The organism is Bradyrhizobium sp. HKCCYLRH3099, assembly GCF_051167855.1.
Lineage (GTDB): Bacteria > Pseudomonadota > Alphaproteobacteria > Rhizobiales > Xanthobacteraceae > Bradyrhizobium.
Map to the genome: position 1 here is coordinate 168,653 of NZ_JBNPTW010000004.1, position 25,714 is coordinate 194,366.

General features: G+C 63.4%; 22 protein-coding genes. 12 read left to right on the forward strand and 10 right to left on the reverse strand.

What is annotated here, in order from left to right; all coding sequences use genetic code 11:
• Nucleotides 1-86 precede the first annotated feature (86 nt).
• Nucleotides 87-1,451, forward strand: coding sequence for a glycoside hydrolase family 3 N-terminal domain-containing protein (locus ACQR1Y_RS11465; protein WP_434877468.1), 1,365 nt, complete (start codon nt 87-89; stop codon nt 1,449-1,451).
• 19 nt (nt 1,452-1,470) lie between these two features.
• On the opposite strand, the gene ACQR1Y_RS11470 is transcribed toward ACQR1Y_RS11465, so the two are convergent.
• Entirely contained in the window at nt 1,471-1,758 is a 288-nt protein-coding gene (locus ACQR1Y_RS11470) for a hypothetical protein (RefSeq protein ID WP_434877269.1), read from the reverse strand.
• Between the two features lie 551 nt (nt 1,759-2,309).
• Here ACQR1Y_RS11470 and ACQR1Y_RS11475 point away from each other — a divergent pair.
• Together ACQR1Y_RS11475 and ACQR1Y_RS11480 are read left to right on the forward strand one after the other, a co-directional pair.
• Nucleotides 2,310-3,539 (forward strand): hypothetical protein, encoded by a 1,230-nt coding sequence (locus ACQR1Y_RS11475; RefSeq protein ID WP_434877270.1) that lies wholly within the window; start codon nt 2,310-2,312, stop codon nt 3,537-3,539.
• A gap of 6 nt (nt 3,540-3,545) precedes the next feature.
• Nucleotides 3,546-4,769: an acyltransferase family protein gene (locus tag ACQR1Y_RS11480; RefSeq protein WP_434877271.1), complete on the forward strand. Its 1,224-nt coding sequence runs from the start codon at nt 3,546-3,548 to the stop codon at nt 4,767-4,769.
• 157 nt (nt 4,770-4,926) lie between these two features.
• Here ACQR1Y_RS11480 and ACQR1Y_RS11485 read toward each other — a convergent pair whose 3' ends face one another.
• Nucleotides 4,927-5,316, reverse strand: a complete 390-nt coding sequence (locus tag ACQR1Y_RS11485) for a hypothetical protein (RefSeq protein WP_434877272.1) — start codon at nt 5,314-5,316, stop codon at nt 4,927-4,929.
• 129 nt (nt 5,317-5,445) lie between these two features.
• On the opposite strand from ACQR1Y_RS11485, the gene ACQR1Y_RS11490 reads away from it, so the two are divergent.
• Nucleotides 5,446-6,006 (forward strand): type 1 glutamine amidotransferase domain-containing protein, encoded by a 561-nt coding sequence (locus ACQR1Y_RS11490; RefSeq protein ID WP_434858960.1) that lies wholly within the window; start codon nt 5,446-5,448, stop codon nt 6,004-6,006.
• A 294-nt stretch (nt 6,007-6,300) separates the two neighbouring features.
• On the forward strand, nt 6,301-8,586 hold the full coding sequence (locus tag ACQR1Y_RS11495; protein WP_434877273.1) for an FdhF/YdeP family oxidoreductase: 2,286 nt from the start codon (nt 6,301-6,303) through the stop codon (nt 8,584-8,586).
• A gap of 15 nt (nt 8,587-8,601) precedes the next feature.
• Here the strand turns inward: ACQR1Y_RS11495 and ACQR1Y_RS11500 are convergent, their stop codons facing one another.
• The gene (locus ACQR1Y_RS11500; RefSeq protein WP_434877274.1) at nt 8,602-10,095 is read right to left on the reverse strand and encodes an HWE histidine kinase domain-containing protein; all 1,494 of its coding nucleotides are present in this window, start codon (nt 10,093-10,095) and stop codon (nt 8,602-8,604) included.
• A gap of 14 nt (nt 10,096-10,109) precedes the next feature.
• Complete coding sequence (locus tag ACQR1Y_RS11505) at nt 10,110-16,370, reverse strand: HAMP domain-containing protein (RefSeq protein ID WP_434877275.1); 6,261 nt, start codon at nt 16,368-16,370, stop codon at nt 10,110-10,112.
• Nucleotides 16,371-16,474: 104 nt separating this feature from the next.
• Here ACQR1Y_RS11505 and ACQR1Y_RS11510 point away from each other — a divergent pair, with 104 nt between their 5' ends.
• Nucleotides 16,475-16,930, forward strand: a complete 456-nt coding sequence (locus ACQR1Y_RS11510; RefSeq protein WP_434877276.1) for a hypothetical protein — start codon at nt 16,475-16,477, stop codon at nt 16,928-16,930.
• 44 nt (nt 16,931-16,974) lie between these two features.
• Entirely contained in the window at nt 16,975-17,106 is a 132-nt protein-coding gene (locus tag ACQR1Y_RS11515) for a hypothetical protein (protein ID WP_277996588.1), read from the forward strand.
• 8 nt (nt 17,107-17,114) lie between these two features.
• On the opposite strand, the gene ACQR1Y_RS11520 is transcribed toward ACQR1Y_RS11515, so the two are convergent.
• Nucleotides 17,115-18,128, reverse strand: coding sequence for an SDR family oxidoreductase (locus ACQR1Y_RS11520; protein ID WP_434877277.1), 1,014 nt, complete (start codon nt 18,126-18,128; stop codon nt 17,115-17,117).
• Nucleotides 18,129-18,286: 158 nt separating this feature from the next.
• Here ACQR1Y_RS11520 and ACQR1Y_RS11525 point away from each other — a divergent pair, with 158 nt between their 5' ends.
• Nucleotides 18,287-18,463 (forward strand): hypothetical protein, encoded by a 177-nt coding sequence (locus ACQR1Y_RS11525; protein WP_434858955.1) that lies wholly within the window; start codon nt 18,287-18,289, stop codon nt 18,461-18,463.
• Nucleotides 18,464-18,501: 38 nt separating this feature from the next.
• The gene (locus ACQR1Y_RS11530) at nt 18,502-18,870 is read left to right on the forward strand and encodes a PRC-barrel domain-containing protein (RefSeq protein ID WP_434877278.1); all 369 of its coding nucleotides are present in this window, start codon (nt 18,502-18,504) and stop codon (nt 18,868-18,870) included.
• 46 nt (nt 18,871-18,916) lie between these two features.
• On the opposite strand, the gene ACQR1Y_RS11535 is transcribed toward ACQR1Y_RS11530, so the two are convergent.
• Together ACQR1Y_RS11535 and ACQR1Y_RS11540 are read right to left on the reverse strand one after the other, a co-directional pair.
• On the reverse strand, nt 18,917-19,192 hold the full coding sequence (locus ACQR1Y_RS11535; RefSeq protein WP_434877279.1) for a hypothetical protein: 276 nt from the start codon (nt 19,190-19,192) through the stop codon (nt 18,917-18,919).
• A gap of 268 nt (nt 19,193-19,460) precedes the next feature.
• Nucleotides 19,461-19,616 carry a hypothetical protein gene (locus ACQR1Y_RS11540; RefSeq protein ID WP_434858952.1) on the reverse strand — a complete coding sequence of 52 codons (156 nt, stop codon included), beginning with the start codon at nt 19,614-19,616 and terminating at the stop codon, nt 19,461-19,463.
• A gap of 1,071 nt (nt 19,617-20,687) precedes the next feature.
• Here ACQR1Y_RS11540 and ACQR1Y_RS11545 point away from each other — a divergent pair.
• From ACQR1Y_RS11545 to ACQR1Y_RS11555, 3 genes are all read left to right on the forward strand, one after another.
• Complete coding sequence (locus tag ACQR1Y_RS11545; RefSeq protein ID WP_434877280.1) at nt 20,688-21,002, forward strand: hypothetical protein; 315 nt, start codon at nt 20,688-20,690, stop codon at nt 21,000-21,002.
• Nucleotides 21,003-21,037: 35 nt separating this feature from the next.
• Nucleotides 21,038-21,511: a hypothetical protein gene (locus ACQR1Y_RS11550; RefSeq protein ID WP_434877281.1), complete on the forward strand. Its 474-nt coding sequence runs from the start codon at nt 21,038-21,040 to the stop codon at nt 21,509-21,511.
• Nucleotides 21,512-21,959: 448 nt separating this feature from the next.
• Nucleotides 21,960-22,172 carry a hypothetical protein gene (locus ACQR1Y_RS11555; RefSeq protein ID WP_434858950.1) on the forward strand — a complete coding sequence of 71 codons (213 nt, stop codon included), beginning with the start codon at nt 21,960-21,962 and terminating at the stop codon, nt 22,170-22,172.
• Between the two features lie 303 nt (nt 22,173-22,475).
• Here the strand turns inward: ACQR1Y_RS11555 and ACQR1Y_RS11560 are convergent, their stop codons facing one another.
• The 3 genes from ACQR1Y_RS11560 to ACQR1Y_RS11570 form a co-directional block, all read right to left on the reverse strand.
• A complete protein-coding gene (locus tag ACQR1Y_RS11560) occupies nt 22,476-22,637 on the reverse strand; it encodes a hypothetical protein (protein ID WP_434877282.1) in 162 nt (53 codons plus the stop codon).
• A gap of 1,052 nt (nt 22,638-23,689) precedes the next feature.
• Nucleotides 23,690-24,427 carry an FkbM family methyltransferase gene (locus ACQR1Y_RS11565; RefSeq protein ID WP_434877283.1) on the reverse strand — a complete coding sequence of 246 codons (738 nt, stop codon included), beginning with the start codon at nt 24,425-24,427 and terminating at the stop codon, nt 23,690-23,692.
• 406 nt (nt 24,428-24,833) lie between these two features.
• Nucleotides 24,834-25,613, reverse strand: a complete 780-nt coding sequence (locus tag ACQR1Y_RS11570; RefSeq protein ID WP_434877284.1) for a hypothetical protein — start codon at nt 25,611-25,613, stop codon at nt 24,834-24,836.
• Nucleotides 25,614-25,714: the final 101 nt, after the last annotated feature.

Consider the following 25,714-nt stretch of genomic DNA (forward strand, 5'->3'; position numbering starts at 1 on the left):
TGCAGACGCGCTTCTCCGGCTGGCGCACCCCAATTGTCGTTGTTACGCAATCACCGTCTTCATTCGTGTGGATCGGCTTGTCGAACATGTTCGGACGTATCAGGACCGTGATCCTCTGGATCCTTGCGGCGCTCCTTGTTTTCATCACGCTGAACAGCAACGAACCCTATTTGGTCCGGCTGCGCGGCCCCGGTCACGTCGCCTTGCTGGTGATCGGGTTGGCTGTTCCGCTCCTTCTGGTGCTGAGCGGAAGCTGGCGACGCGGCATCGCCGCGCGAGCCCTGCTGCTGGTCTGGTGCGTTCCGCTCATCGCGTTGACGGCGACCCAGTTCATGTTCGCCTGGCGGAAATACGAGACGTTCCGGACCGAGCCCGAGGTGGCGCTGCTGCTCGGACGGCACTTCATCGCCGGCTACAGGTCCGCGGACGATGCCGCTGCGCTGGCGCAGCGCGGCTTGATTGCGGGCGTCTATGTCACCCATCACAATATCCGCGGACGGACGGAAGCTCACCTGCGCACCGAGCTCGCCCGCTTGCAGGCCGAACGTCGCGGTGCAGGTCTCCCGCCGCTCCTCGTCGCCGCAGATCAGGAGGGGGGCAGCGTCGCGCATTTGTCGCCGGTGCTGCCGAACATCCCCGGCCTCTCCACACTCGCCGATCTGCCCGCCAACCGGCGCGCGCGGGCCGCGTTCGAATTGGGACGCTCCCAGGGTGAGGGGCTTGCGGCCGCGGGGGTCAACTTCAACTTGGCGCCGGTCGTCGACCTTCGCCCGCATTGGACCCGCAATCCGCTGGATTTTCACACCCTGATCGGTCGGCGTGCGATTTCGCGGGATCCGGATGTGGTCGGTGACATCGCGCTCGGCTATGTCCAGGGTCTGGAGGCCAGCGGCGTTCGCGCGGCGGTCAAGCATTTTCCGGGCCTCGGTCGGGTCGAGGCCGATACGCACCATTTCTCGGCTCAGCTGGATGCGCCCGTCGATGCCCTGGAACGATCGGACTGGCGACCGTTCCGTCACGTGCTGGAACGCTCGCAGGCGGCGATGATGGTCGGGCATGTGACGGTCGACGCCGTCGATCCCGAGCGGCCCGCGTCGCACTCCCGGAAGGTTCTCGACGGCCTGATCAGGGGGCAGTGGCACTATCAGGGCGTCATCATCACCGATGATCTCGTGATGGGGGCAATCTATGGCCGCGACCTCTGCAAGGCGGTCGTGGAGGCTCTCAATGGCGGCGCCGATCTGCTGCTCGTGGCCTATGACGGCACTCAGTTTCACCGGGCCTTCGCGTGCGCCAGGCAAGCGCTGTCAGATGGACGGATCGATCTCGATGCCCTGCGTCGCAGCGACGAGCGGCTGGCGCGCTGGAGGCCTGACGAGACGTCCCGGCCTTCGAATGTTTCGACAGTATCGGAAACGGCTGGCGGTGCGCATCGAAAGATCGTGGACTGACGGAGTCGCGTGTCCAGGTTCAACGCGGGCCGTTGCCGGTCCAATTGCGCCAGGCGACGTTGGAGAGGCTCCTGAGATCCGTGCCCAGCGGGCGTCGAGTCTGCTTGTCGTGCTGGGCGATGAGCTGCTCGGACTCGCGGATCTTGACCTGAAGTTCCGCAACCTGCCGCTTGGTTCGCTCGATCGCCTTCTCATCGGCGCTTTCGCCGACCGTGAACCGCGCCGTCTCGATCTGCTTCAAGGTCGCCCGGTTCTTCTTGAGCTGGGCGCGATGCCAGGCAACCTTGCTGTCACTGTCCGCAACCATGGGGGACTCCTCGCGAGTGGGTCGAGTCTAGACAACAATGAGCTGATTCGCGATCGCGTCTGGCTGCACCGTCGTTTGTCGATCTGGGCCGTTGTGGTGTCAGAATGCCGATGACCGCCGCGCTGTCACGAGATGAGGCGAGGCGACCGGGTCGCGGAGCTGCCCAAGGCGCCTCCGGGAGGGGGCTGACGACGACGGATGCGCGCATGATTCCCCGCGCGCAAGCCATCAGGGGCGGTGGGCGCCGAAAGCGCGGAGGAAGCGAGCGGCCGGATACCCGATGCGGTCCGCGCATGCGCATCGGGTCTTCCCCAGTTCCGTTTCTCCAATCGCGTCCGTAGCTTACACGGATCGCTCGAACGCGGGCACGGTCAGCGGTCTGGTCGGTCGGACTGCCGTCAACGTATCGTTTGCGGACACAGTTTCTGTGTGCAGAATAAGAGTAAGTCTTCCGGCATTTAGCGGTCGTTCATGGGCTTCCGAGGGCGTTATATGCTCCCTTGAAGCGTCAATTGTGCAGGCGATCCCGGGGCAAGTTGGGTGGGTGATCATTGAAGCAGCAACTGAAAGCCCTCGTGGGGCGCACATTCAATGCATTGGGTTATTCTGTCGTTCGGTCGGAGACGCTTGCCGGATTGCAGCGTCGGTCACAGGACGCCTCGCGCGCCAATACTCAAGCGAACTCGTCCCCAGCTAACGGATCCAACAGCTCGATAATTGACGCCGAGCAGGAGCGCGCGACACGCGGCCGCCGCCAAGCCGCTTTGTGGCGTGTCATCGAGCAGGAGACCCAAGCGGACTACTATTTTGCGATGGACGTCGTCGGCAGCTGTACGCTGCGATGTCCGTCCTGTCCGGTGGGAAACTCACCGAGCCAATTGCCGAAAGGCATCATGTCCATGCAGATGTATCGCGACATCCTGGACAAGATCAAACGCGAGCATCCCGGTGAGCGGGTCTACATCGATCTCTTCAATTGGGGCGAGTCGGCGCTTCACAAGAGTTTGCCGGACATGATCCGGCTCGCCAGAGAGAATGGAATCGGCATCGGCCTTTCGACGAACCTGAACTCCTTTCCCAACATGCGCGAGATCATTCGCGCGAAGCCGGGCTACATCCGCATCTCATTGTCCGGCTACACCAACGCAGTCTATCAGCAGACGCATGCTGGCGGCGACATCAACCTCGTGAAGTCGAACATGTATCTGCTTCGGCATCATATGGACGAAACCGGGATCAGCGTTCCGATCCAGGTCGGATTTCACGTCTACCGCACCAACTTTCCGGATGATTTTGCAGCGGTCAGACGCCTGTGCGACGAGCTTGATTTCTACTTCATGCCGAGCATCGCGACGTTCATGCCCCTCGAGAAGGCCATTCACGCGGGCGATGGCACATTGAACGACGCCGACAAGGCGCTTCTTGCCAAGCTTGTCGTGCCGATGGAGGAGCGGAGCCGGATGCTGGGCGAGATTCGTCCCAAGAATTTCGATTGCGAGTTCCGTGTCCGCCGCACGGCGCTCAACTATGACGGTTCGGTCGCCCTGTGCTGTGCCACGTTCAATAACGAGCAGCTGATTGCGAGGAACTATCTCGAGGTCAGCCGGGACGAGCTGTTCGACCGGAAGCAGAAGCACAGCTTCTGCACTGTTTGCATGGATAAGAACCTCGATATGGTGTTTACCGGCACCGGAAATGATCTGGTCGAGAAGCGCGCCGCAAGCGTGCTCGGAAAGGAATTTGCCGATTTCCTCGACGATCGCTCGACACCCTGGGACTGAGCGCGCATGCATGGCGTGACCCTGGCTGGGGGCAGCGAAAGCGAGCAGGCAGGGCCAGTTCATAGCTCCCACGTTCGGACTGAAAAGAAGAACGAGGAAATCGAAACGCTTCGGGCGGTCGCCATCACGATCGTGGCGTTTCAGCACTCGTTCAACTACCTGACGGTCTGGCAGCCGGCCTGGGCCGCGACGATAGGCAGCTACTTCAATCTCGGTCAGGCCGGCGTCGACCTTTTCTTTGCCATTTCCGGCTACGTGATCGCTCGGAGCTTCTTGCCGGGACTCCTCGCCGCCTCGTCGTTCGAAGCGGCGTGGAGGGAGGTTGTCGCCTTCTGGATCAAGCGCATCTATCGGCTTTGGCCCACCGTCCTGCTCTGGGTCATCGCCGACATCGTGCTCGCCGCGGCTTTCAATCGATCGGGTGCCTTCGGGCCGATCAAGGAAACGATCGTCGGGGGCGTTTCGGCTCTCGCCCAGATCATGAACTTCCATCACGGCTACTGTGCGCAAGGGTTCTGTTTCAGCAATCCTGTCTATCCGCTCGGTCCGCTCTGGAGTTTGTCGCTCGAAGAACAGTTCTATGCCTGCTTTCCGTTGCTGGTCCTGACCTTGTGGTCGTACAAGAAGCTGGACAGGCTCCTTCCTCTTCTGGCGCTCATTGCCTTCATCCAGCTCTTCCTGACCCGCCCGGACGGATCGCTTCTGCTCTATATCAGAACCGACGCGTTGTGCGGCGGAGTCATGGTGTATCTGTTGTCTTCCTGGGAGGGGCTGCGCATGTTTCGCGAACCCCTGGCGGCAGCGAAGTGGACGACGAAGGCCGTCACGATCGGGGTGCTCTTTGCTATTCTGACGATGATCACCGGACGAGCCGTCAGCTTCAATGCCGGAATCTCGGCGATCGCTTCGGTTGCAATCGTCACGATTGCTCACTTTGAGGCCGGCTGGTTCGGTCCTTCACAAAACGAACGTGTCCGGAAGGTCGTGCTCTGGATCGCTGCGCGCTCGTACTCGATCTACGTCATCCACTGCATCGCGATTGCGTTCGTTGTCGAGTTGTGGTGGCGGTTGACGGGAGGCGCGACCCCAACCGGTTCGGCCACGGCGAAGTTCTACCTGTCGTGGATCGTAATCCTGGCGCTTGCGGCCGAGGCAAATTGGCGCCTCGTGGAGGTTCCGTTGAGGGTCCGCGGTCGGGCTCTGGCGAGCAAATGGACCCGCAGCGAATGAGTGATGGGCGTCCACGCTTGCAATCAGCGCAAGCCTGTCACTGCAGGTTTCATGGCACTCTTTCATGGCACGTCGACCGAATGGGGTGCCAGGATAAGATCCCGCCGCACGCGACGAGCTTGACTCGGTGGGATGAAGGCTAGAGCAGCGCAGTCATTCACTGCTCGGCTGGCCGTTTCTTTTGCAGCGCCGACAGCGTCGCCTGTTGGCCTGTGTCGTGCTGCTCCTCGAAATCCGCTTTTGCGGGCTCGGGAAGCACGATGTCCGGAGGCACCGTTGCGAGTTCTTCCGGGCTGGCCTCGCAGGATTTGATCTCGAAATTGTTGTCGAGAAGCTTCTCGCCGTGAGTGCCGAAGGTGATGAGATCGGCTTGCTCCGCGGCTTCCCAGACCTCACGTTCCGTCCGAAACGGACGGGTCAGCTGTTCGTCATTCTCAAACAATGCGTAGGGCACGAGCGCCTCCAGGTTGCGGTCGGCCTTGGCATTGGGCTCACGGCCGGCCGGCGCCCGCCCGATCGGGCGGCCACACCTCACAAACCGCCGCATGCGGGAGCTGGTTCCACGCCGCTCTGCCCGCAATCTGATCGAACAGTTGTGACGATCCGTCCGTCGCCGCCGACGGAACATGGGCGCAAGCGCGCGGTTGGCCGGGTGTCGAATGACCAGGAGAAAGCAATGGACATCAAGGGAAAGAAAATCGCGATCCTCGCGACCAACGGGTTCGAGCAGTCCGAGCTCGAAGTGCCGCGCGATCGGTTGAAGCAGGCCGGGGCGACCGTCGAAATCGTTTCGATCGAGGCCGGCGAGATCAAGGGCTGGGACCAGAAGGATTGGGGCCGTGCCGTCAAGGTCGACAAGACCCTGGATCAGGCGTCGGCGTCCGACTACGACGCGATCGTGCTGCCGGGCGGCCAGATCAATCCGGATCTGCTGCGCCTGGAGCCGAAGGCTTTGAAGTTCATCAAGGACATCTTCGACGCCAAGAAAATCGTCGCCGCGGTGTGTCACGCGCCCTGGCTGCTGATCGAGACCGGCATCGCCAAGGGGCGCAAGATGACGTCCTACAAATCGATCAAGACCGACGTCGCCAATGCCGGCGCCCAGTGGCAGGACGCCGAAGTCGTGGTCGATCAGGGCGTGATCACGTCGCGCAATCCTGGTGATCTGGAGGCGTTCAGCGCCAAGATCATCGAAGAGGTCAACGAAGGCCGCCATCTCAAGCGCAGCGCGGCCTGATCGGTCAGACCGATGGAGGCCGAGCTCAAAGCCCGGCTTCCTCGCGCGGACGGACCCAGCGCCCGAAGGTCGGACGCTGGGCCGCAGTCCACACGGAGTGCCTCCAGCGAGATGGGGGAACGCCGCCGGAAGCCTGGAACAGACTCTCGGCGAGCGGCGTCGTTCCTAATTGATCAGGCGCGGCGTCTCTCCAGACGGAAGCCACCGTTACATCTTGGCAACCTTCGTGGAGGCTCCGGAACTTCGCTGCTCATCCCGTGTTGGCCGGGCGTGAATGGGCCGCGGAGATGTGCCGTGAGTGAAAAAGCAAAAATCCAGGACTACGACTCTCCCGCCGGCGGTTGGGGCTCGGTGCATGCCGTCGCCAGCATCCTGACGCAGGAAGAGGTGACGCTGCTCGGCAGCGAGATCTTGCTCAAGCAGAACAAGCCCGACGGCTTCATGTGCGTCAGCTGCTCCTGGGCCAAGCCGGCGAAGCCGCATCCTTTCGAGTTCTGCGAGAACGGCGCCAAGGCCACCGCCTGGGAAATCACCGGCAAGACGGTCGGCCCGGAGTTCTTCGCCCAGCACACGCTAGCGGAGCTGCGGACCTGGTCCGACCATCAGCTGGAAGAGCAGGGGCGTCTGTCGCATCCGATGTGTTATGATGCCGGGTCCGATCGCTACGTCCCCGTCAGCTGGGACGAGGCGTTCCGGGCCATCGGTGCTGAGCTGAACAAGCTCGATCCGCGCTCCGTGGTCATGTACACATCCGGCCGCGCGTCGCTCGAGACCAGCTACATGTATCAGCTGTTCGGGCGTATGTACGGCACGAACAATTTCCCCGACAGTTCGAACATGTGCCATGAGTCCACCTCGGTGGCGCTGCCCGAGGTGATCGGCGTTCCCGTGGGAACGGTCCTCTTGGAGGACTACGACAAGGCCGACTGCATCTTCTTCTTCGGCCAGAACACGACGACCAACTCGCCGCGCATGCTGCATCCGTTGCAGCGGGCCGCGAAGAGAGGTGTCCCGATCATCACCTTCAACCCGCTGCGCGAGCGCGGGCTGGAGCGCTTCACCGATCCGCAAAATCCGATCGAGATGGTGCTGACCGGCGGCACGCGGATCAGCACCCAGTATCATCAGCTGCGCGTCGGCGGCGATGCAGCTGCGCTGCTCGGCATGTGCAAGGCGGTGATCGAGGCGGATGATGCCGCGATCGCCTCGAAGAGCCCGCGCGTTCTCGATGTCGCCTTCATCGAGCAGCATACGTCCGGCTTCGATGCCTTCGCGACCGCCTGCCGGCAGGCGTCCTGGAGCGACATCGAGCGTGCCTCCGGCCTCCATCGTGCGGCGATCCTGGAGGCGGCCAAGGTCTATGCGGCCTCCCATGCCGTGATCGCCAATTACGGCATGGGAATCACGCAGCATCGCCACGGCGTCGAGACGGCCAAGATGATTGTGAACCTGCTGCTGCTGCGCGGAAACATCGGCAAGCCCGGTGCCGGCATCTCGCCGGTTCGTGGCCACTCCAATGTGCAGGGACAGCGCACCGTCGGCATCTCGGAAAAGACCAAGCTGGTGCCGCTCGACAAGCTGGCGCAGCTCTATGATTTCGAGCCGCCGCGCTGGGATGGTCTCACGACCGTTGACGCCTGCGAGGGCGTCATCAAGGGTGAGGTGAAGGGCTTTGTCGGCCTCGGCGGCAATTTCCTGCGTGCCGTGCCTGAGCGAACGCTGATGGAGCCGGCCTGGTCGAAACTGCGTCTGTCAGTGCAGGTCGCCACTAAACTGAATCGGACGCACGTCGTGCCTGGCGAGGTCACCTATTTGCTGCCATGCCTCGGTCGGATCGAGATCGACCGGCAGGCGAGCGGCGAGCAGGCGGTGTCGATGGAGGATTCCACGACCTGCATCCACGGCTCCCGCGGCCAGCGCCAGCCGGTTGCGGACGGCTTGCTGTCCGAGCCGGCGATCGTCGCAGGCTTGGCCAAGGCGACGCTGAAGACCAATCCGCGCGTCGACTGGGATGCCTGGGTTGGCAACTACGCGATGGTCAGGGATGCCATCGAGCGTACCTATCCCGATCAGTTCAAGGATTTCAACGAGCGCCTGTTTCAGCCCGGCGGCTTTCCGCGGCCGCTCGGCGCGCGCGAGCGCAAATGGAAGACGTCGACGGGCAAGGCCAACTTCACCGTGCCCAAGGCGGCGCTCACTCCGCCGCAGCAGGGCAACGGCGTCTTTCAGCTGATGACCTTGCGCGCCGATGGCCAGTTCAACACCACGATCTACAACGAGGACGACCGCTTCCGCGGCGTGACCGGCGGCCGCATGGTGATCTTCATGAACGCGACCGACATGGCCGATCTCGGCATCAAGCAGGGCGAGTTCGTGCGGCTGTCGACGGAGGCCGATGACGGCGTGCCGCGCTCGCTCGGAGGCCTGCAGGCGGTCGCGTTCGACATCCCGCGTCATAGCGTCGGTGCGTATTATCCGGAGTGCAACGGTCTGATCCCGTTGTGGCACTACGCCGAAGGCAGCAAGGTGCCGGCGGCGAAATCGGTGCCGGTTCGGATCGCGCGCGACACCCAAAGTTGATGGTGATGCGACGGCTCAGCCCGCCGCACGCTGCTTCGCGCCGTCTGGGCTGATGGCCGCATAGGAGCTCGTGATCTCCGGCGGGGTGGCGCCGGGCCGGAGCGGGACCACGAGCCGGCACACCAGTCCCTCGGGACGCCAATCGAAATTGGCCCGTCCGCCCAGTTGGCTCTCGACGCTCGCCATCAGGCTGCGCGTCCCGAACCCGCGGACCGTCGGTACGCGCACCAGCGGGCCGCCGGTTTCGATCCACGTCAGATCGAGGCGGTCATCCTCGATCGTCCACTCGACCGAGAGATGACCGGAGCGGACCGAGAGCGCCCCGTATTTGGCCGAGTTCGTCACGAGCTCATGCAGCGCCAGCGCCAGGGTCTGCGCCATCGCCGGTTCGAGCTGCAGGTTGGCACCGCCGAAGGCTACCTGGCCGCCTGTCGCGTAGGGCGCGAGCTCCTCGGCCACCAGCCTGCTCATCTTGGCCCCCTGCCAGCTCGACAACGACAGGATCGTATGAACGCGGGCGAGCGCGCTGATCCGCCCCTCGACGGCGCTGACATAGGTCTTCACGTTGTCCGCCTTGGTCAGCCGGACGATGGATTGAGCAAGGGTCAGGGCGTTCTTGGCGCGGTGATCGACCTCGCGCGTCAAGAGGTTCTGGCGTTCTTCAGCGCGCTTGCGCTCGGTGATGTCGATTGTCACGCCGCTGACACGGACGACGCGCCCCGCTTTGTCGGTGGTCGCCGCTGCCGTTCCCACGCACCATCGCTCCTCGCCATCCGGCCTGTTGATCCGGAATTCCGCTTCGTAGGAGCTCGTGCCGCGGCTGAACTCCGCCATCACTTGGCGCGCCCGTTCGGCATCCTCCCGGTTCACGAGCGACATGATGTTCACCGTGTTCAGCTCGAAGCTCTGCGGCGAGACACCGAAGATGCGGTATTGGCCTTCGTCCCACATCCAGTCGCCGTTCGCTCCATCCCAATCCCAGGAGCCCATTCGGCCGGCGGCAATGGCCATGCTGCGCCGCTGCTCGCTCTCGACGAGCTTCGCGGTCGATCTCTCGAGCTCGGCAGTGCGTGCGCGCACGCGGTTTTCGAGCTCTCTGTTGAGATGCTCCAGCTCGCGCGTCTTCCGATAGAGCTCGGTGAAGACCTTGATCTTCGCGCGCAAGACCTCGGGCACGACCGGAACAGGCACGTAGTCGACGGCGCCCATCTCGTAGCCGCGCAGACGATCGAAGTCGCTGACCTGGATGGCCGAGATGAAGATGATGGCGATCTTCTGGAACCGTGGATGCTCGCGGATCATCTGCGCCAGCTCGAAGCCGTCGAGCTCCGGCATGCACACGTCGACGAGGATCACCGCGATCTCGTTCTTCAACAGGATCTCGAGTGCCTCGCGGCCCGAGGTGGCGACGACGAGGTGCTCGCCGAGTTCCTTCAGGATGACTTCATAAGCCAGCAGCTTCGCCGGCTGATCGTCGACCAGGAGGATGTTGACCTTCTCATGTTCCATCGTGAATCAGCCGTTCAGCGGTGCAGCCACATGCGGATCGCAAGAAGCAGCTGCTCGGTGTTGACGGGTTTTGCCAGATAGTCGGAGGCGCCAGCCTCGAGGCACTTTTCGCGGTCTCCCTTCATGGCTTTCGCGGTCAACGCGATGATGGGGAGCCGGACGAAGGCAGGGTTCTGCCTGATCACGCCGATCGTCTGGTAACCATCCATCTGCGGCATCATGATGTCCATGAGGACGATCGCGATCTCCGGATTGCTCTGCACGAGTTCGATCGCTTCGCTGCCGGTCGTCGCCGTGAGCACCTTCATGCCGCGTCGTTCCAGCACGCTGGAGAGCGCGAAGATGTTGCGGGCATCGTCATCGACGAGCAGCACGGTCTTGTTGATGAGATCCTCATCGGAACTGTTCAACTTCTCCAGCATGCGCTGCTTCTCGAGCGGCAGTTCCGTGATCACCCGATGCAGGAACAATGAGGTCTCATCGAGCAGCCGTTCCGGCGACTCCACGCCCTTGACGACGATGCTCCGTGCCATGGTGTGAAGTTCCGCATCCTCCTCGGCCGACAACTCACGGCCTGTGAAGACGACCACGGGAACGCTCGACAATTGCTCGTCGGAGCGCAACTGATCGAGCACGTCGAAGCCGCTCATGTCCGGCAGGCGCAGGTCGAGGACGACACAGTCGCAGGGCGCGCTGCGCAGTGTTTCGAGCGCCGAGGCGCCGGTCGCGGCGGCCACGATTTCGATGTCGTCATGGCCGAGCAATTCCCGGATGCTCAGCTGCTCCGCGGCATTGTCCTCCACGATCAGGAGCCGCTTGCGTCGCGGCTTCGCATATTCCTTGATCTGGGACAGGGCGGCGCTGACGCCCTCCGTGGTCGTCGGCTTGCTGACGAAGGAGAACGCCCCGCGGGCGAGCGCGTGCTGGCGATCCTCATCGAGCGTGATGATCTGGACGGGAATGTGCCGCGTCAGCGGATTGTGCTTGAGCTGGCTCAGGACGGTCCAGCCCAGCATGTCCGGCAGGAAGACGTCGAGCGAGATCGCGGCAGGCTGATATTGCTTGGCGAGATCGAGCGCTTCGGCGCCGCGGCTGGCGACCAGCACCTTGAAGCCCTTGTCACGCGCGAGATCGATCAGCACCCGCGCGTAGTGCGGATCGTCCTCGACCACCAGCAGGATCGTGTCGCCGGGTTCGAGATGGAGACGATCATCAGGTGGCGCCTCGATGACCCGCTCCGGAACGGCCGCCTGCTGCAAGGACGGCGTCGAAACGTAGGGAATGGGCGAGGGCGCGCTGGTGCGCGGCGCGGTCGCCGGTCCGGAATATTTGAGCGGCAGATACAGCGTGAAGGTGCTGCCCTTTCCAGGCGCGCTCTTGAGATGGATCTCGCCACCCAGCAGGTTGGCGAGTTCGCGGCTGATCGCGAGTCCAAGACCTGTCCCGCCGTATTTTCGGCTCGTACCGGCGTCTGCCTGCTGGAACGCCTCGAAGATGAGCTTCTGCTTGTCCTGCGGAATCCCGATACCGGTATCTGAGACTTCGAAGGCGATCACCGCCGGCGCGTTGTTGAGCACGGGGTGTTCGCTGCTCCATCCGCCCAGGGCTGCGGAAACCTTCAGGCGCACGCCGCCTTCGGCGGTGAACTTGAATGCGTTCGAGAGCAGGTTCTTCAACACCTGCTGCAGGCGCTTCGAGTCGGTGACGATGCTGCGCGCGAGGTTCGGATCGACATCGATGTTGAACGCCAGCAGGCGGTTGTCCGCCTCGTGCCGGAACGGTCTGCCGACGGTCTCCAGCAGATTGGCGGTGAGGATCTCCTCGGCATCGACCGTCACGGTGCCGGACTCGATCTTGGAGAGATCGAGGATGTCGCTGATCAGGTTGAGCAGGTCGGTGCCGGCGCCGTGAATGGTGCGGGCGAATTCGACCTGCTTCACGGTCAGATTGCCGTCCGGATTCTCGGTGAGCTGCTGGCCGAGGATCAGGATGCTGTTCAGCGGCGTCCGCAGCTCGTGCGACATGTTGGCGAGGAACTCGGACTTGTACTTCGAGGTCAGCGCGAGCTCGGTCGCCTTCTCTTCAAGAGCACGCCGCGCCTGCTCGATCTCCTGGTTCTTGCGTTCGACCTCGACGTTGCGCTCGGCGAGCTGCTGAGCCTTCTGCTCGAGCTGCTCGTTGGTCTGCTGCAGCTCGCGCTGCTGGGCCTGAAGCTCGGCGGCGAGCTGCTGGGACTGCTTCAAGAGGCCTTCGGTCTGCATCGTGGCCTCGATCGAGTTGAGGACGATGCCGATCGAGTCGGTGAGCTGTTCGAGGAATGTCATTTGCGAGGTCGTGAACGGGCTGAGCGACGCCAGTTCGATCACCGCCTTGACCTGGTTTTCGAACAACACCGGCAGGACGACGAGGTTCTTTGGAATGGCCCGGAGCAGGGCGGAACCGACCGGAATCACGTCGGATGGAATTTCGGAGACCAGACGCTGGCGCTTGTCGATGCCGCATTGCCCGATCAATCCTTCGCCGAACTGGACGTGCTGGCGATGCGGAAAGACGCCGTCGTCGGCATAGGAGGCGAGCAGTCGCAGTTGCGGCCCGGGCTCGGTCTCGACCTGGTAGATCACGCCGCGATGCGCATTCACCAACGGCGTCAGCTCCGTCAGCAGCAGCCGTCCGACCGTGGTCAGGTCGCGCTGGCCTTGCAGCATGTTGGTGAACTTGGCGAGGTTGGTCTTCAGCCAGTCCTGCTCGGTATTGAGGTCGGTGGTGAGCCTCAGATTGGTGATCATCGTATTGATGTTGTCTTTGAGCTCGGCGACCTCGCCGCGCGCATCGACCTGAATGGAGCGGGTGAGGTCGCCCTTGGTCACCGCGGTCGCGACCTCGGCAATGGCGCGGACCTGCGACGTCAGGTTGGCCGCTAGCAGGTTGACGTTGCCGGTCAGGTCCTTCCAGGTGCCGGCGGCCCCGGGCACGTTGGCCTGGCCGCCGAGGCGGCCCTCGACGCCGACCTCGCGGGCCACGCTGGTGACCTGATCGGCGAAGGTTGCGAGCGTCTCCGTCATGTTGTTGATGGTTTCGGCAAGCGCGGCGACCTCGCCCTTCGACTTCACGGTCAGATTCTGTTTGAGGTCGCCATTCGCGACGGCGGTGACGACCTTGACGATGCCGCGCACCTGTTCGGTCAGATTGGCTGCCATGAAATTCACGGTGTCGGTGAGGTCCTTCCAGGTGCCGGCGACGCCCGGCACCTGCGCCTGGCCACCGAGCTTGCCTTCGGTGCCGACCTCGCGCGCCACGCGCGTCACTTCGCCGGCGAAGGCGTTGAGCTGATCGACCATGGTGTTGATGGTGTTCTTCAGCTCGAGAATCTCGCCCTTTACGTCGACGGTGATCTTGCGCGAGAGGTCGCCGCGCGCCACGGCGGTCGTGACCTCGGCGATGTTGCGGACTTGCGTCGTGAGGTTCGCCGCGAGCAGGTTGACGTTGTCGGTGAGGTCCTTCCAGGTGCCGCCGACGCCGGGCACGACGGCCTGGCCGCCGAGCCGTCCCTCGGTGCCGACCTCGCGCGCGACGCGCGTGACTTCGGCCGCGAACGAGCGAAGCTGCTCGACCATCGTGTTCAACGTGTCCTTGAGCAGCAGGATCTCGCCGCGCACGTCGACCGTGATCTTCTTCGACAGGTCACCGCCGGCAATCGCGGTCGCGACTTCGGCGATGTTGCGAACCTGCGCCGTCAGGTTCGAGGCCATGAAGTTGACGCTGTCGGTGAGATCCTTCCAGGTGCCGGCGACTTCGGGCACTTCTGCCTGGCCGCCGAGCTTGCCTTCGGTGCCGACCTCGCGCGCGACGCGCGTCACCTCGGAGGCGAAGGCGTTCAACTGATCGACCATCGTGTTGATGGTGTTCTTCAGCTCGAGGATTTCGCCCTTCACGTCGACGGTGATCTTGCGCGAGAGATCGCCGCGCGCCACGGCGGTGGTCACTTCGGCGATGTTGCGGACCTGAGCGGTCAGATTGCCGGCCATCGAGTTGACGCTGTCGGTCAGGTCCTTCCAGGTGCCGGCGACGCCCGGCACGTTCGCCTGACCGCCGAGCCGCCCCTCGGTGCCGACCTCACGCGCGACGCGCGTCACCTCGCCCGCGAAGCGGTTGAGCTGATCGACCATCGTGTTCAACGTTTCCTTCAGACTCAGGATCTCGCCGCGCACGTCGACCGTGATCTTGCGCGACAGGTCGCCGCCGGCGATCGCGGTCGCGACCTCGGCGATGTTGCGGACCTGAGCGGTCAGATTGCCGGCCATCGAGTTGACGCTGTCGGTCAGGTCCTTCCAGGTGCCGGCGACGCCGGGCACCTCGGCCTGGCCGCCGAGCTTGCCGTCGGTGCCGACCTCACGCGCGACGCGCGTCACCTCGCCGGCGAAGGCGTTGAGCTGATCGACCATCGTGTTCAGCGTTTCCTTCAACTGAAGGATTTCGCCTGACACGTTCACCGTAATCTTCTTCGACAGGTCGCCCTTGGCTACGGCGGTCGCCACCTCGGCGATGTTGCGGACCTGGCCGGTCAGGTTCGACGCCATCGAGTTGACGCTGTCGGTCAGATCCTTCCAGGTGCCGGCGACGCCGCGCACCATCGCCTGGCCGCCGAGCTTGCCTTCGGTGCCGACCTCGCGCGCGACGCGGGTCACTTCGCCGGCGAAGGCGTTGAGCTGATCGACCATCGTATTGATGGTATCCTTGAGCTCGAGAATCTCGCCGCGCACGTCGACGGTGATCTTCTTCGACAGATCGCCGTTGGCCACCGCCGTCGTCACCTCGGCGATGTTGCGGACCTGCGCCGTCAGGTTCGACGCCATCGAGTTGACGCTCTCGGTCAGATCCTTCCAGGTGCCGGCGACGCCGAGCACGTTGGCCTGGCCGCCGAGGCGGCCTTCGGTGCCGACCTCGCGGGCCACGCGCGTCACCTCTCCGGCAAAGGCGTTGAGCTGGTCGACCATGGTGTTTAGCGTCTCCTTCAGCTGAAGGATCTCGCCGGAGACGTTGACCGTGATCTTCTTCGACAGGTCGCCGCTGGCAATGGCGGTGGCGACGTCGGCGATGTTGCGCACCTGCGCCGTCAGGTTCGACGCCATGAAGTTGACGTTGTCGGTCAGGTCCTTCCAGGTGCCGGCGACGCCGGGCACCTGAGCCTGGCCGCCGAGCTTGCCCTCGGTGCCGACCTCGCGCGCCACGCGCGTCACTTCCGAGGCGAAGGCGTTGAGCTGATCGACCATCGTGTTGATGGTGTCCTTCAGCTCCAGGATCTCGCCGCGGACGTCGACGGTGATCTTGCGCGAGAGATCGCCGCGCGCTACCGCCGTCGTGACGTTGGCGATGTTGCGGACCTGCGCGGTGAGATTGCCGCACATCGCGTTGACGGAGTCAGTGAGGTCCTTCCAGGTGCCGGCGACGCCCGGAACGATGGCCTGGCCGCCGAGCTTGCCGTCAGTGCCGACCTCGCGCGCGACGCGCGTCACTTCGGAGGCGAAGGAACGCAGCTGATCGACCATCGTGTTGATGGCTTCCTTCAGCTGCAGGATCTCACCCCGAACGTCGACGGTGATCTTCTTGGAGAGGTCTCCGTTCGCCACCGCGATCGTGACCTCGGCGATGTTGCGGACCTGGCCGGTGAGGTTGTTGGCCATCGAGTTGACGCTCTCGGTCAGGTCCTTCCAGACGCCCGTCACTTCGGGAACCTGGGCCTGACCGCCCAGCTTGCCCTCGGTGCCGACCTCGCGCGCGACGCGGGTGACTTCCGAGGTGAAGACGCTGAGCTGCTTGATCATCGTGTTCACGATGGTCGCCGATTGCAGGAACTCGCCGCCCAGCGGGCGGCCGTCGACATCGAGCTTCACGGTCTGCAGCAGATCGCCTTGCGCCACGGCTGCGACGGCGCGAGTTACCTCGCGCGTCGGCCACAGCAGGTCATCGATCAGCGTGTTGATGGAGCTCTCCATGTCGGCCCATGAGCCGCTGGCGATCCCGAACCGCACGCGCTGGCGCGTCTTTCCTTCGCGTCCAACGACCTGACCGACACGTTCGAGCTGCTGCGCCATGCGCTCGTTGGCGGCGATGATCTCGTTGAACGTATCGGCGATCTTGCCGTCGATGCCGAGATAGTCGCCGCTCATGCGGACCGAAAAATCGCCGGAGCGCATGGCCTGTAATGCGCGGAGTAGGTCCTGGCTGGCATCAGCCGGCCCGGCGCCGTTGCCGTGATGGCCCAAACCTTGACGCATTGGCATCGGACCAGCACCAGCTTCAACATCGCTCATCAGTTCCCCCGCAGCATGCCGTTGGACAGCGTGCTCGTCTGAGTCTCGCCCACCCCGGCATAGAAGCCGTGGCCATTCCTCAAATCAAGTTCGACGCCGGTTTCGCGGGCAAATGGAACCTGCCTTCACCGGGACAAGCGGCTCAACTTCATTGCGAGCGAAACGTTCCAATGTCTTTTGCGCAAATGGTTGGAGAGTGGATGTGCACTGGAGTGATGGGCGTAGCTGGTGATGTCGGTGCTGCGGTCGTTAGTTCCGGTGGAACTGGCGGGACATTAAACTCACGTAAGGCGGTTGCAGCGGAGAGCGGTGGTGACCAACTCATTTATATGAAGGAATCAGATCTTTTCCGAGAGAACGCCGATAATTGTCTCCAGCTTGCGGAGCACGCGCAGGGAGAGCCCGCCTATCGCCGGTTCCGGCGCATGGCCCAGGGCTGGAGTGCGCTTGCGCTCCAGCAGGATTGGCTCGACGGCGAAATCGCCCCGATCGAGCGGGGCGCGGTTGGGCGGCGCGATCGATGAATCCCTGAACCCCTTTGCAATGGACCCGAATGGAGGAGCGTCCGATGACCCCCCGTACCGTTCTCATTGCGCTGCTGACCGCCTTTAGCGTCGCCTCGGCGGTCGCCGCATTCACGACGATCCGCCAGGTGCATACGGAAGCCTACTCGCTTCCGCAGCCGGTCACCCGGATCTGAGCGCAGCCTCACGGCTGACCGGCCCCCCCGGACGAGCCGTAGACCTGTCCGTTGGCGTAGCTCGCATCGGCCGCCGCCAGTTGCACGTAGATCGAGCCCAGTTCCGCTGGCTGGCCTGGACGGCCGAGCGGCGTCTGGCCGCCGAACTTCTCGAGCTTCTCCATGCTCGCGCCGCCCGACACCTGCAGTGGCGTCCAGATCGGTCCCGGAGCGACCGCGTTGACGCGGATGCCCTTGGGCCCGAGCTGCTTGGCGAGCGACTTCACGTAATTCATAGTCGCGGCCTTGGTTTGCGCGTAGTCGTAGAGGTCCGGGGAGGGATCGTAGGCCTGTTCCGAAGACGTGCCGATGATGACTGAGCCCGGCTTGAGGTGGGGCAGGGCGGCCTTGATGATCCAGAACGGGGCGTAGATGTTGGTCTTCATGGTGGCGTCGAAATCCTCCGACGAGACGTCCATGATCGATTGGCGGGCCTGCTGGCGGGCGGCGTTGTTGACGATGATGTCGAGGCCGCCGAGGCCCTCGACGGCGCGCTGCACGAGCTGCTCGCAGAATCGTTCGTCGCGGAGGTCGCCGGCAATGGCCACCGCCTTGCGGCCCTCGGCCTTGATCAGAGCGATGACCTCCTGGGCGTCAGGTTCTTCCGTCGGATAATAGTTGATCGCGACATCGGCGCCTTCGCGCGCATAGGCGATCGCCGCTGCGCGCCCCATGCCGGAGTCCCCGCCGGTGATCAGCGCCTTGCGGCCGGCGAGGCGGCCGGAGCCCTTGTAGCTGGTCTCGCCGTGGTCGGGCTTGGGAGTCATCTTGCTGGCAAGGCCGGGCCAGGGCTGGGACTGCTTCTCGAACGGTGGTTTCGGATATTTGTCGGTGGGGTCGACGAGCTGTTCGGTCTCGGTGGAAGTCGCGGCCATCGTTTCACGTCCTTTCGCGGTTGCCGAAGTCAGCGATGCAGCCGCAAGCGTTGCGGTGCCTCCGACCATCTGGCGGCGGGACATCGATGTGGTGCGATCGTCTGCCATGCGGGGTCTCCTGTTGGGCCGTCGTCAACGGCGGACCATCGCCAACGTTTCGTTCGGGCGTGCCCACAGCGGCGTGATCTGCGGCGCCTTGGCTCAGGCGGGAACCAACCGGCGCGGGCGGCGTCGTTCCGGGGAACAGCAATCGAAGGAGACGCGCAATGGCGCAGCATGATCAGGGAATCGTTCGGACCGGACGCGGCGAGGAGCAGCCGGCGGACAAGGAGCGCGCGCAGACCGCGCATCAGACAACATCGCCGGATGCGCCCTCGCACGAGGCGACGCGGCATCCGGATGGCGAGCTGCCGCAGGAACGGCCGGCCGCGGGCCGGCGTTGATTCCCGTTAACTCTACTAATCTCGTACAGGAGGCTCACATGGATCCGATGCTCGATGCCAGCGAATATGGCAATCTGATCGGCAGCGACAAGGTCGAGGGCACCGCCGTCTATGGCGCCGATGACACCAAGATCGGCACGATCGAGCGCGTCATGATCGACAAGCTCAGCGGCCGCGTGTCCTACGTCGTGCTCGGCTTCGGCGGCTTTCTCGGACTGGGCAACGATCACTATCCGCTGCCGTGGCAATCACTGAAATACGATACGCGGCTGGGCGGCTACGTCACCGGCGTCACCGAGGACCAGCTGCGCGGCGCGCCCAAATACGCGGACGAGCGCGAATGGAATTGGGGCGATGTCGCCACCGGCCGCAAGGTCGACGACTATTACGGCGGCCGTCTCGCCTGATGCGTCAGCGGTCCGACATGCGGACCGCTCGCATCCTCACAACAACTCAGGCCGCCGGCGACTGTGCGCCGGCGTCGGCGGTCTGGCTGGCCATCATGCTGCGCCGGCTCGACAGCCAGATCGGAATCTCGCGATAGCTGGTGCCTTTTTCGTCCATCTCGGCGATGGTCCAGCGGCTCGGATGCCGCTCCTTGCCAACGAACACCCAGTCTTCGGCCGCCGGCGGCGGCTCGTTGGGCCGCGTCCTCAGCCACGCCGACCGCGCGCCCTTCGGCAAGCGATCCTGCTTCATCTGATAGAGATCATACACTGGCGAACGCATGACGCTACTCGTCCTCAAGCAACCCTGACTCACGACACCAGCAGCGTGCCGAACTGTCACGGCGGAATTGTGGGAGGAGCGCGGCCGGGCTGTGCAAAACGCGATCAGACCCCTGCTGTGCGGCCTCTGGCACATTTTCGACGAGACGCGTCTCGCTGCGCGGAAGGCGACGCGCGGGGCGGTATCAATGAACCCCGCGAGCCCGGAGGACGCACGCTTGCGTCCGGCAATGAAGAGCCCGCCGGGCGAGGCCGGAGGGCCGATCAAATCAGAAGAAGGCGTAGCTGAGATCGAGACCGTAGGTGGCGTGAAGAATGAAGCCGAATGCGGTGGCGCCGCAGAGCATCAGGATGGTGCGCAGCTTCTCGGTGTCGATACGTGTCTCTTCGAGATGGGTCGGCAGGGTTTTTGTGAGTGTTGTCATTGGTGGACCTCTGTACGCGAAACGAAGACGGAGTGTGAGCTACGAAAGTATGGCGAGTGATTAGATCCCGTTCCGGGGATGGTCATTTTGTGGGGTCCCAGAAGAGTTCTAATTATGAAAGTGGAACCCAGCATCGTGCAAAATTTGGGGCGAAGTTGAGGAAAGTAAATGGTCAGTAAAATAAATCTCAGGTTGATATGAGTTGTGCCCAGTATTGTTGCACGCCCGGGCTGCCGAATGAAGTTGCCAGGTTGCGAACCGCTCGGCCGCACGTTTTTAAGCTTAATTCCCGGGAGAAACGCATGTTCGCGCCAAGCGCTGTGAGCTCGCGGACCCCTGGCAGGCATGGTTCGACGGCAAGGCAACAGTCGGTTGCAGGAGTAGCTCAAGTATAGAGCGGCCGGGTCTTGCCCCCGGCCACATTGTGGCAGGACGTTAACCTTTGTGGCGAACCCGTCAACACGGCGCCCGCTGAGGCTAGCATGATCGGTATCATCTGAACGATGGCCGCGAAGGGCGGTCCGGAATTTCTCGTCGGAGATGTGCTCATCAAACAACAGCCGCATAATCATCGAGGTCGTATCCCGCTGGCGTCGCGCCGCGCGCCCAGGTGAGGCGCGGGCAGGGCAGGTGGCTGCCGGACGACCGGCGGCGTTCTCGCGGCACGGATGCCCGAGTCTTGGCGGTCGTTTGGCCCGTCCCGGTGAGGAGAGGGCGCAGGGAAGGCCGGGCGTCCACTGACACCCGCGGCCCCCGTGCGGAAAAGAGTGCACGGGGCAGGAACCACAGGTGCAGCCGGACAAATCCCAGCCTTCCCTGCGCGATGGTTTGAACGGCTGCTTCGCGTTCTCCCTGGTGCGCCGGGCTTTCTGGCCACCATGGCGACAACACGCGTTAAGCGCATTGCGCGGACATCAGCATCGGGATGTCAGGACCGCGCGACTTGACCGTGCGCCGCAGGATTGTTCGTCCGCATGACCAGCATGCTGCAACCCACGACGCCCACCGCATCCCGCACTCCACGCTCGTGACGATCGCGATGCGCCCCTCTCGCGAGGCGGGACAGGGGTATTGAACACGAATTCGAGAAAAACGAAACAGGAATCTTTTCGCCGCACGATCTGGACAGCCCAAATCACGTTGAGGACGTTTACGAAATCAGTTTTCGCGCGCAGGCGGATGGCGGTGGTCCGCGGCGCGGTGGGACGAGGCCCGCTGGTGTCGTCGCGCCTTGAGTCGCCCGTCGGGCGCACGATCCCGTCCGGCGTGGACCGGGCCCGCGACGGCGCCGCGGCAGGCGTGCGGACGCCGCGTCAAGCTGTGAACTTCCCGCTGTTGCCGGCGTTTCCGACGCACGGCCTTTGCGGGGCCGCGAAGCCGGTCTAGCGTGGCCGCTTTCCACGCCGTTCGGGACGAGACACATGACTTCAATGATCAAGGCTTTCGCGCTGGCCGCGAGCCTCGGCTGCTGCACCGCCGCCGCGCAGGCCGAGCCGGTGCGCTGGACCACCTACCGGATTCCGGAGACCGGTACGTCGGTCGACATTCCCGCTTCGGTCTTCAGCGAGATCGCCGGGCGTCCCGACGGCTATGGCCAGCGCTTCCAGACCGCCGACGGTCGCGCCAATCTCACCGTGCAGTCCGCCGCCAATGACCAGGGCGACTCGCCGGCGCGCTTCCTGGCCAGGAAGAACCCGCCGCCGAACATCCAGTACAAGCGCGTGACCTCGCGCTTCTTCGCGGTGTCGAGCTACAAGGGCGACTATGTCTGGTACAACCGCTGCAATTTCACCGGCGGCTACGTGCACTGCGTCCTGATCAACTATCCCCGCGCCTGGGAGCGCGACTGGGACGGCCTCGTCACCCGCATCAGCCTGTCGCTGAACAGGGGCTGAGGAGGGCAGGGCGGCTCGGCAGCCCCTCCAGGTGAGGGTGAGACCGGAATCGCGGTCGAGCTCTCGCCGTCTCCACCGCCGTCATGCTCCGCGAAAGCGGGGCATCCAGTACGCCGTGGCAGACGAAATTGAACCGAGATGTCACGGCGTACTGGATCGTCCGCTTTCGCGGACGATGACAGCGGGGGCGAACTGGAAACGCTCCCCGGCGGCTGCGCGAGCCGCAGGACGTGGATGGCCGGGCCTCCGCCGCGCCGAAGCGGCTTCGGCCGCCCAGGGTGGAAACGCCAGGCCGTCGCCGGGGAACAGACCAGCCCCAAGATACGATCGCCGATGCGTCGGCCTCGCGAGGGCGGGGCGGTTTGATCCACCTCAATGAGCAGTAGACACCCCGCTGCATAGAGTCCGAGCGGATTCCGCCGTCGCATGCAAACGGGCTCATTTTTCCATGGCTGCCGCGTCCTTCACCGTCAGGGCCGAGAGCGAAAGCGCGATCGCCACGATCCGCTGCCGCAGCGCGCAGGACGCGCTGCTGACCGCCAACGTCTACCTGCGCCTCGGCGCGGCCTGCGTCAGCATCCAGACGCCCGGCGGCCAGAAGGTCAGCCCCGACCGGCTCGATGCGCTGATCAATGACGGCGGGAGCCGGGGCTTGGTCTAACGCACGATGCGATTCAGCCGAAGCGCATCCACGATCCGATGATGACAGCGGCAGACGCCGAGATTTCGGTCTCACCTTTCCGGGGAGGGGGCGATCGCATCTGGATGCGCTGCCGGATCGGCGAGCGATCCCGCCGATGTGTTGCTCCGTCATGCCCGGGCTTGTCCCGGGCATCCACGTCTCTCCCAGTATGTCGGGCGACGTGGATGGCCGGGACAAGCCCGGCCATGACGACGTAGAAAGAAACGCGCGCAAAAAACTGCGACCGTAGACCTTCTTTCTAGCGGAGGAGTCCGTTGCCTGTCAGGACGACGGCGCCTCGGTGCCGTTCTTTCGCGGTGTCCGGCGCAACGATCGATCCTCGATGTAAGGCCCGTAGAGAACGTCCTGGCGGCGCTGGTAAATGGTCGCGAGCGTGACGGCGGCGATGAAACAGATTGCGGTCAAAACACCTAATTCAAACATGTCGGAGCTCCATCGCCCCACGAGGTGGCGGATGGAGAGCAGGCCGTCAAACGGAAGCCGCCGTTAAGCTGAACGGGAAAGCTTAATGCTGCGGGCGACGGACGTTGCCATCATCGCCTCGCCCTCACGCCAACCGGCCACGGCCGATCGATCACTCCACAAGGGTCGGACGATCGGCATCGAGCTCCGGGAACATCGCCCGGCAGCTCAGGCAATAGGATTCGAAAATGAAGGTCAGCAGCGTGGACATCGGTCAGCCCCATCGGTCAATCTGATGCCATGCAGAGTGCCCGAGGTCTGTTTCAGGACGTTGTCGTCGGGCCGCGGAAATGGTTTCACCGGCCGCCATCCCGGACGACGAGCGCCCGAGCAAGGGCCTCAGGCCCCGGTTCGCGGCACGCCGCCATCCTGCGCCGTCACGGCTGCCGGAGGGGCGGACCGCGCGCTTTCCGCAATCCACCCAATTTTCCACAATTGTCAGCCCGGCCTCCGCACGGGCTGCCAGCAGCCTCCGCGTTGCCGACGACGGCTGCCTGAGATCGCGGGCGTTCAGGACGGCGGGGGACGCGGCGATCGCATGCGACCGGACCGCCCCCGTCTCGTTGCATCGGATTGAGTTCAGAACGTCTGCCGCGAATGGCGCTGGCGAGGTCTCTAGCGGGCCATGCAGGCCGACACGTAGGGACCCATGCCTCCCTTGACATTCACCGAGAGACCCATTCGCCTGCCTTCCGCTTTGCATCTTTCGAGTTTGGCGGCTCTCTTGGGGCTCGAATTGACGGCCTGTAGACAATCGAGGCGCTGAGGTCCGACCGGGTAGGTTGCGCAAATCTTGGCCTGCGCAGGCGCTGCAACAATCGATATGAAAAAAACTGCAAGGAGCAATCGACAAGACATCAACGGTGGGACCTCGACCGGACTACATTGAATTGTTGTTCCGCCCTATCGCGGGGGCAAGCCTCGATGATGAGCAAAGTTGCGAATGAATTCGGCGCAAGATCGCGTTCGTTCAGGCCTCACGATAACCAGGACGACCGCTGAGAATGCTGACGTCAAGAGGTTCGCGCCTCCCGGCTCCGGAACACGAAGTTGTTGCAATAGTCCTTCCGTTTCCAGAACCACTCGCCCTCGGCGCGCTGGTGAATGTCGGGATCGAAGGTCGAGAGCGGACGCAGCCGACCCTTGTTCACGAAGGCGCCGCGATAGCCGAGGCTCGCAAGCATCGAAAACGTCTGCTGGACACGGTCCAGCGTGGCAAGCCGCCGGTCGCATTCCACGACGATCACCGGCCGGCAGCGCTGCAAGGTGCGGATGGCGCCGCGCAGCACGTCCAGCTCGGCGCCCTCGACATCGATCTTGATGGCCGCGACGCGCCCGGTGGGCGGGAGATAGTCGTCCAGCGCGACCGTCTGCACCGCGAGCGCCGTCGATGTCTCGGCCGGCCGCAGCAGCGAGGCGCCGGGCTGATGGCCGTCCGGCACGAACAGCGTCTTGCGGCTGGTGCAGGAATAGGCCGCCCGCGGCTCGATCACCACGTTGTCGAGCGCAAACCGGCGGCACAGCCGCGACAGGCCCGCGGCGAGATCCGGCTGCGGCTCGAACGCGATGACCCGTCCGGGCGCCGACCATCGCGCCAGCCAGTACAGAAAGCTGCCCTTGTTGGCGCCGACGTCGCAGACGATGTCGCCGGGGCGGATGTGGCGGCGGAGCTGAGACAGTTCGGTCCGGTGGTCGCGCAAGCGCGAGCGGAGGAGCCGTACCACAAACCGAGCTGCTTCGTTCTTCGCCAAGCCTGCCTCCATGTCCACAAGCGAGGCGAGGGAGGTGCGGCCCAGCTCGGTCGTTCATGGACGCACTCAGGGCTAGTTGAGCTGCACGGCGGCAGCATGGCGCCAAGGAGGCGTCGCGCGGACGCCCTGATGAGCGCGACTAGAAATGTCGTACATAGCGACCGAAGCGGCGTGGTTTTGTGCACTGTCAACGTAATCCGCGTTCAAGCAAAACACGATGCGATGACTTTCACCCACTGTCACTGAAATAATCGTGTCTCACTTGAGGGGGGGGGCAGTCCAGCACTGTCACCGTAATTCTGTCACCGCAATTCGAAGCTGCTTGATCGTGCCGGTAATCAGCTGCGGCAATCTTGATCGCTTCTAAAGGACCAGCATCGGTTGGACAATCAAGTCAAAGCTTAGTCTAGATCTTAGTGAGCAGTGCTGTCGCAAGTCCGGTCAAGAAGCCTCCAAACATTTTTACGATATTATCGGCCGACTTTATGCGTCCCTGATTAGCCTTGGTGTCTTCCAACCTAAAGAGGGCGATTAAGGACATCAGAAAGGCCGCGCCGATCAGAGCCAAAACGAAGGCACCGATCGAAAGCTTGATCATCGTGACGACCGGCAATGGATCATCGTTAGCGTAGGCACTCGGGATCAGCCAATCTAATAAGCCCAACTTCTGAAAGTTAGGCGACGCACTGTTGAACTTGAAATATATCGAGATTGCCGCAATGATCAGGCCTAAGAGGCCTGTAATACCTGTTACCCAAGTCCCAATCCGTTGCCACGGCGAGTACAGTTCCTGCCCTTTAACTGAGTAGACTCTTGCACCCCAAAAGCCGGCCGCGGCACCTACCAGAGCAAAAAGAGCCGACAGGCTGATTCCTAAAACATTCAATACAGCCGCCGGCGCAATCTCGGGGTTGCATTGCACGCTCCAAACGTTGTAGCCGCACTGGCCGCCATCTCGGCTGGAAATCTGCTTAACGGTTCTCGCCCCAAGCCGGGCCGGGCAAACACTCTCAATCGCGATGTTGGGATCACTACAACCAACAAAATAGTCGCCTGCAGGCAGTTTGATGTCGCAGCCCGCAATGTCGCTTCCTCGGCAAACACTGAATGTTTTCTGGGCGTGGCTCTTAGGAATGAAGAACAGGCCAATCAAAACGGCTGCAATCAGGCTGAAAAAAACTCTCATATTCCAGCTCCCCCACAATCTTTGCGAGGATAGTTGCGCCCCGAGCCGCTTGCAATGGATGAGTTGAAACCCTCTCCGCTGGATAGCCATATACAATCCGC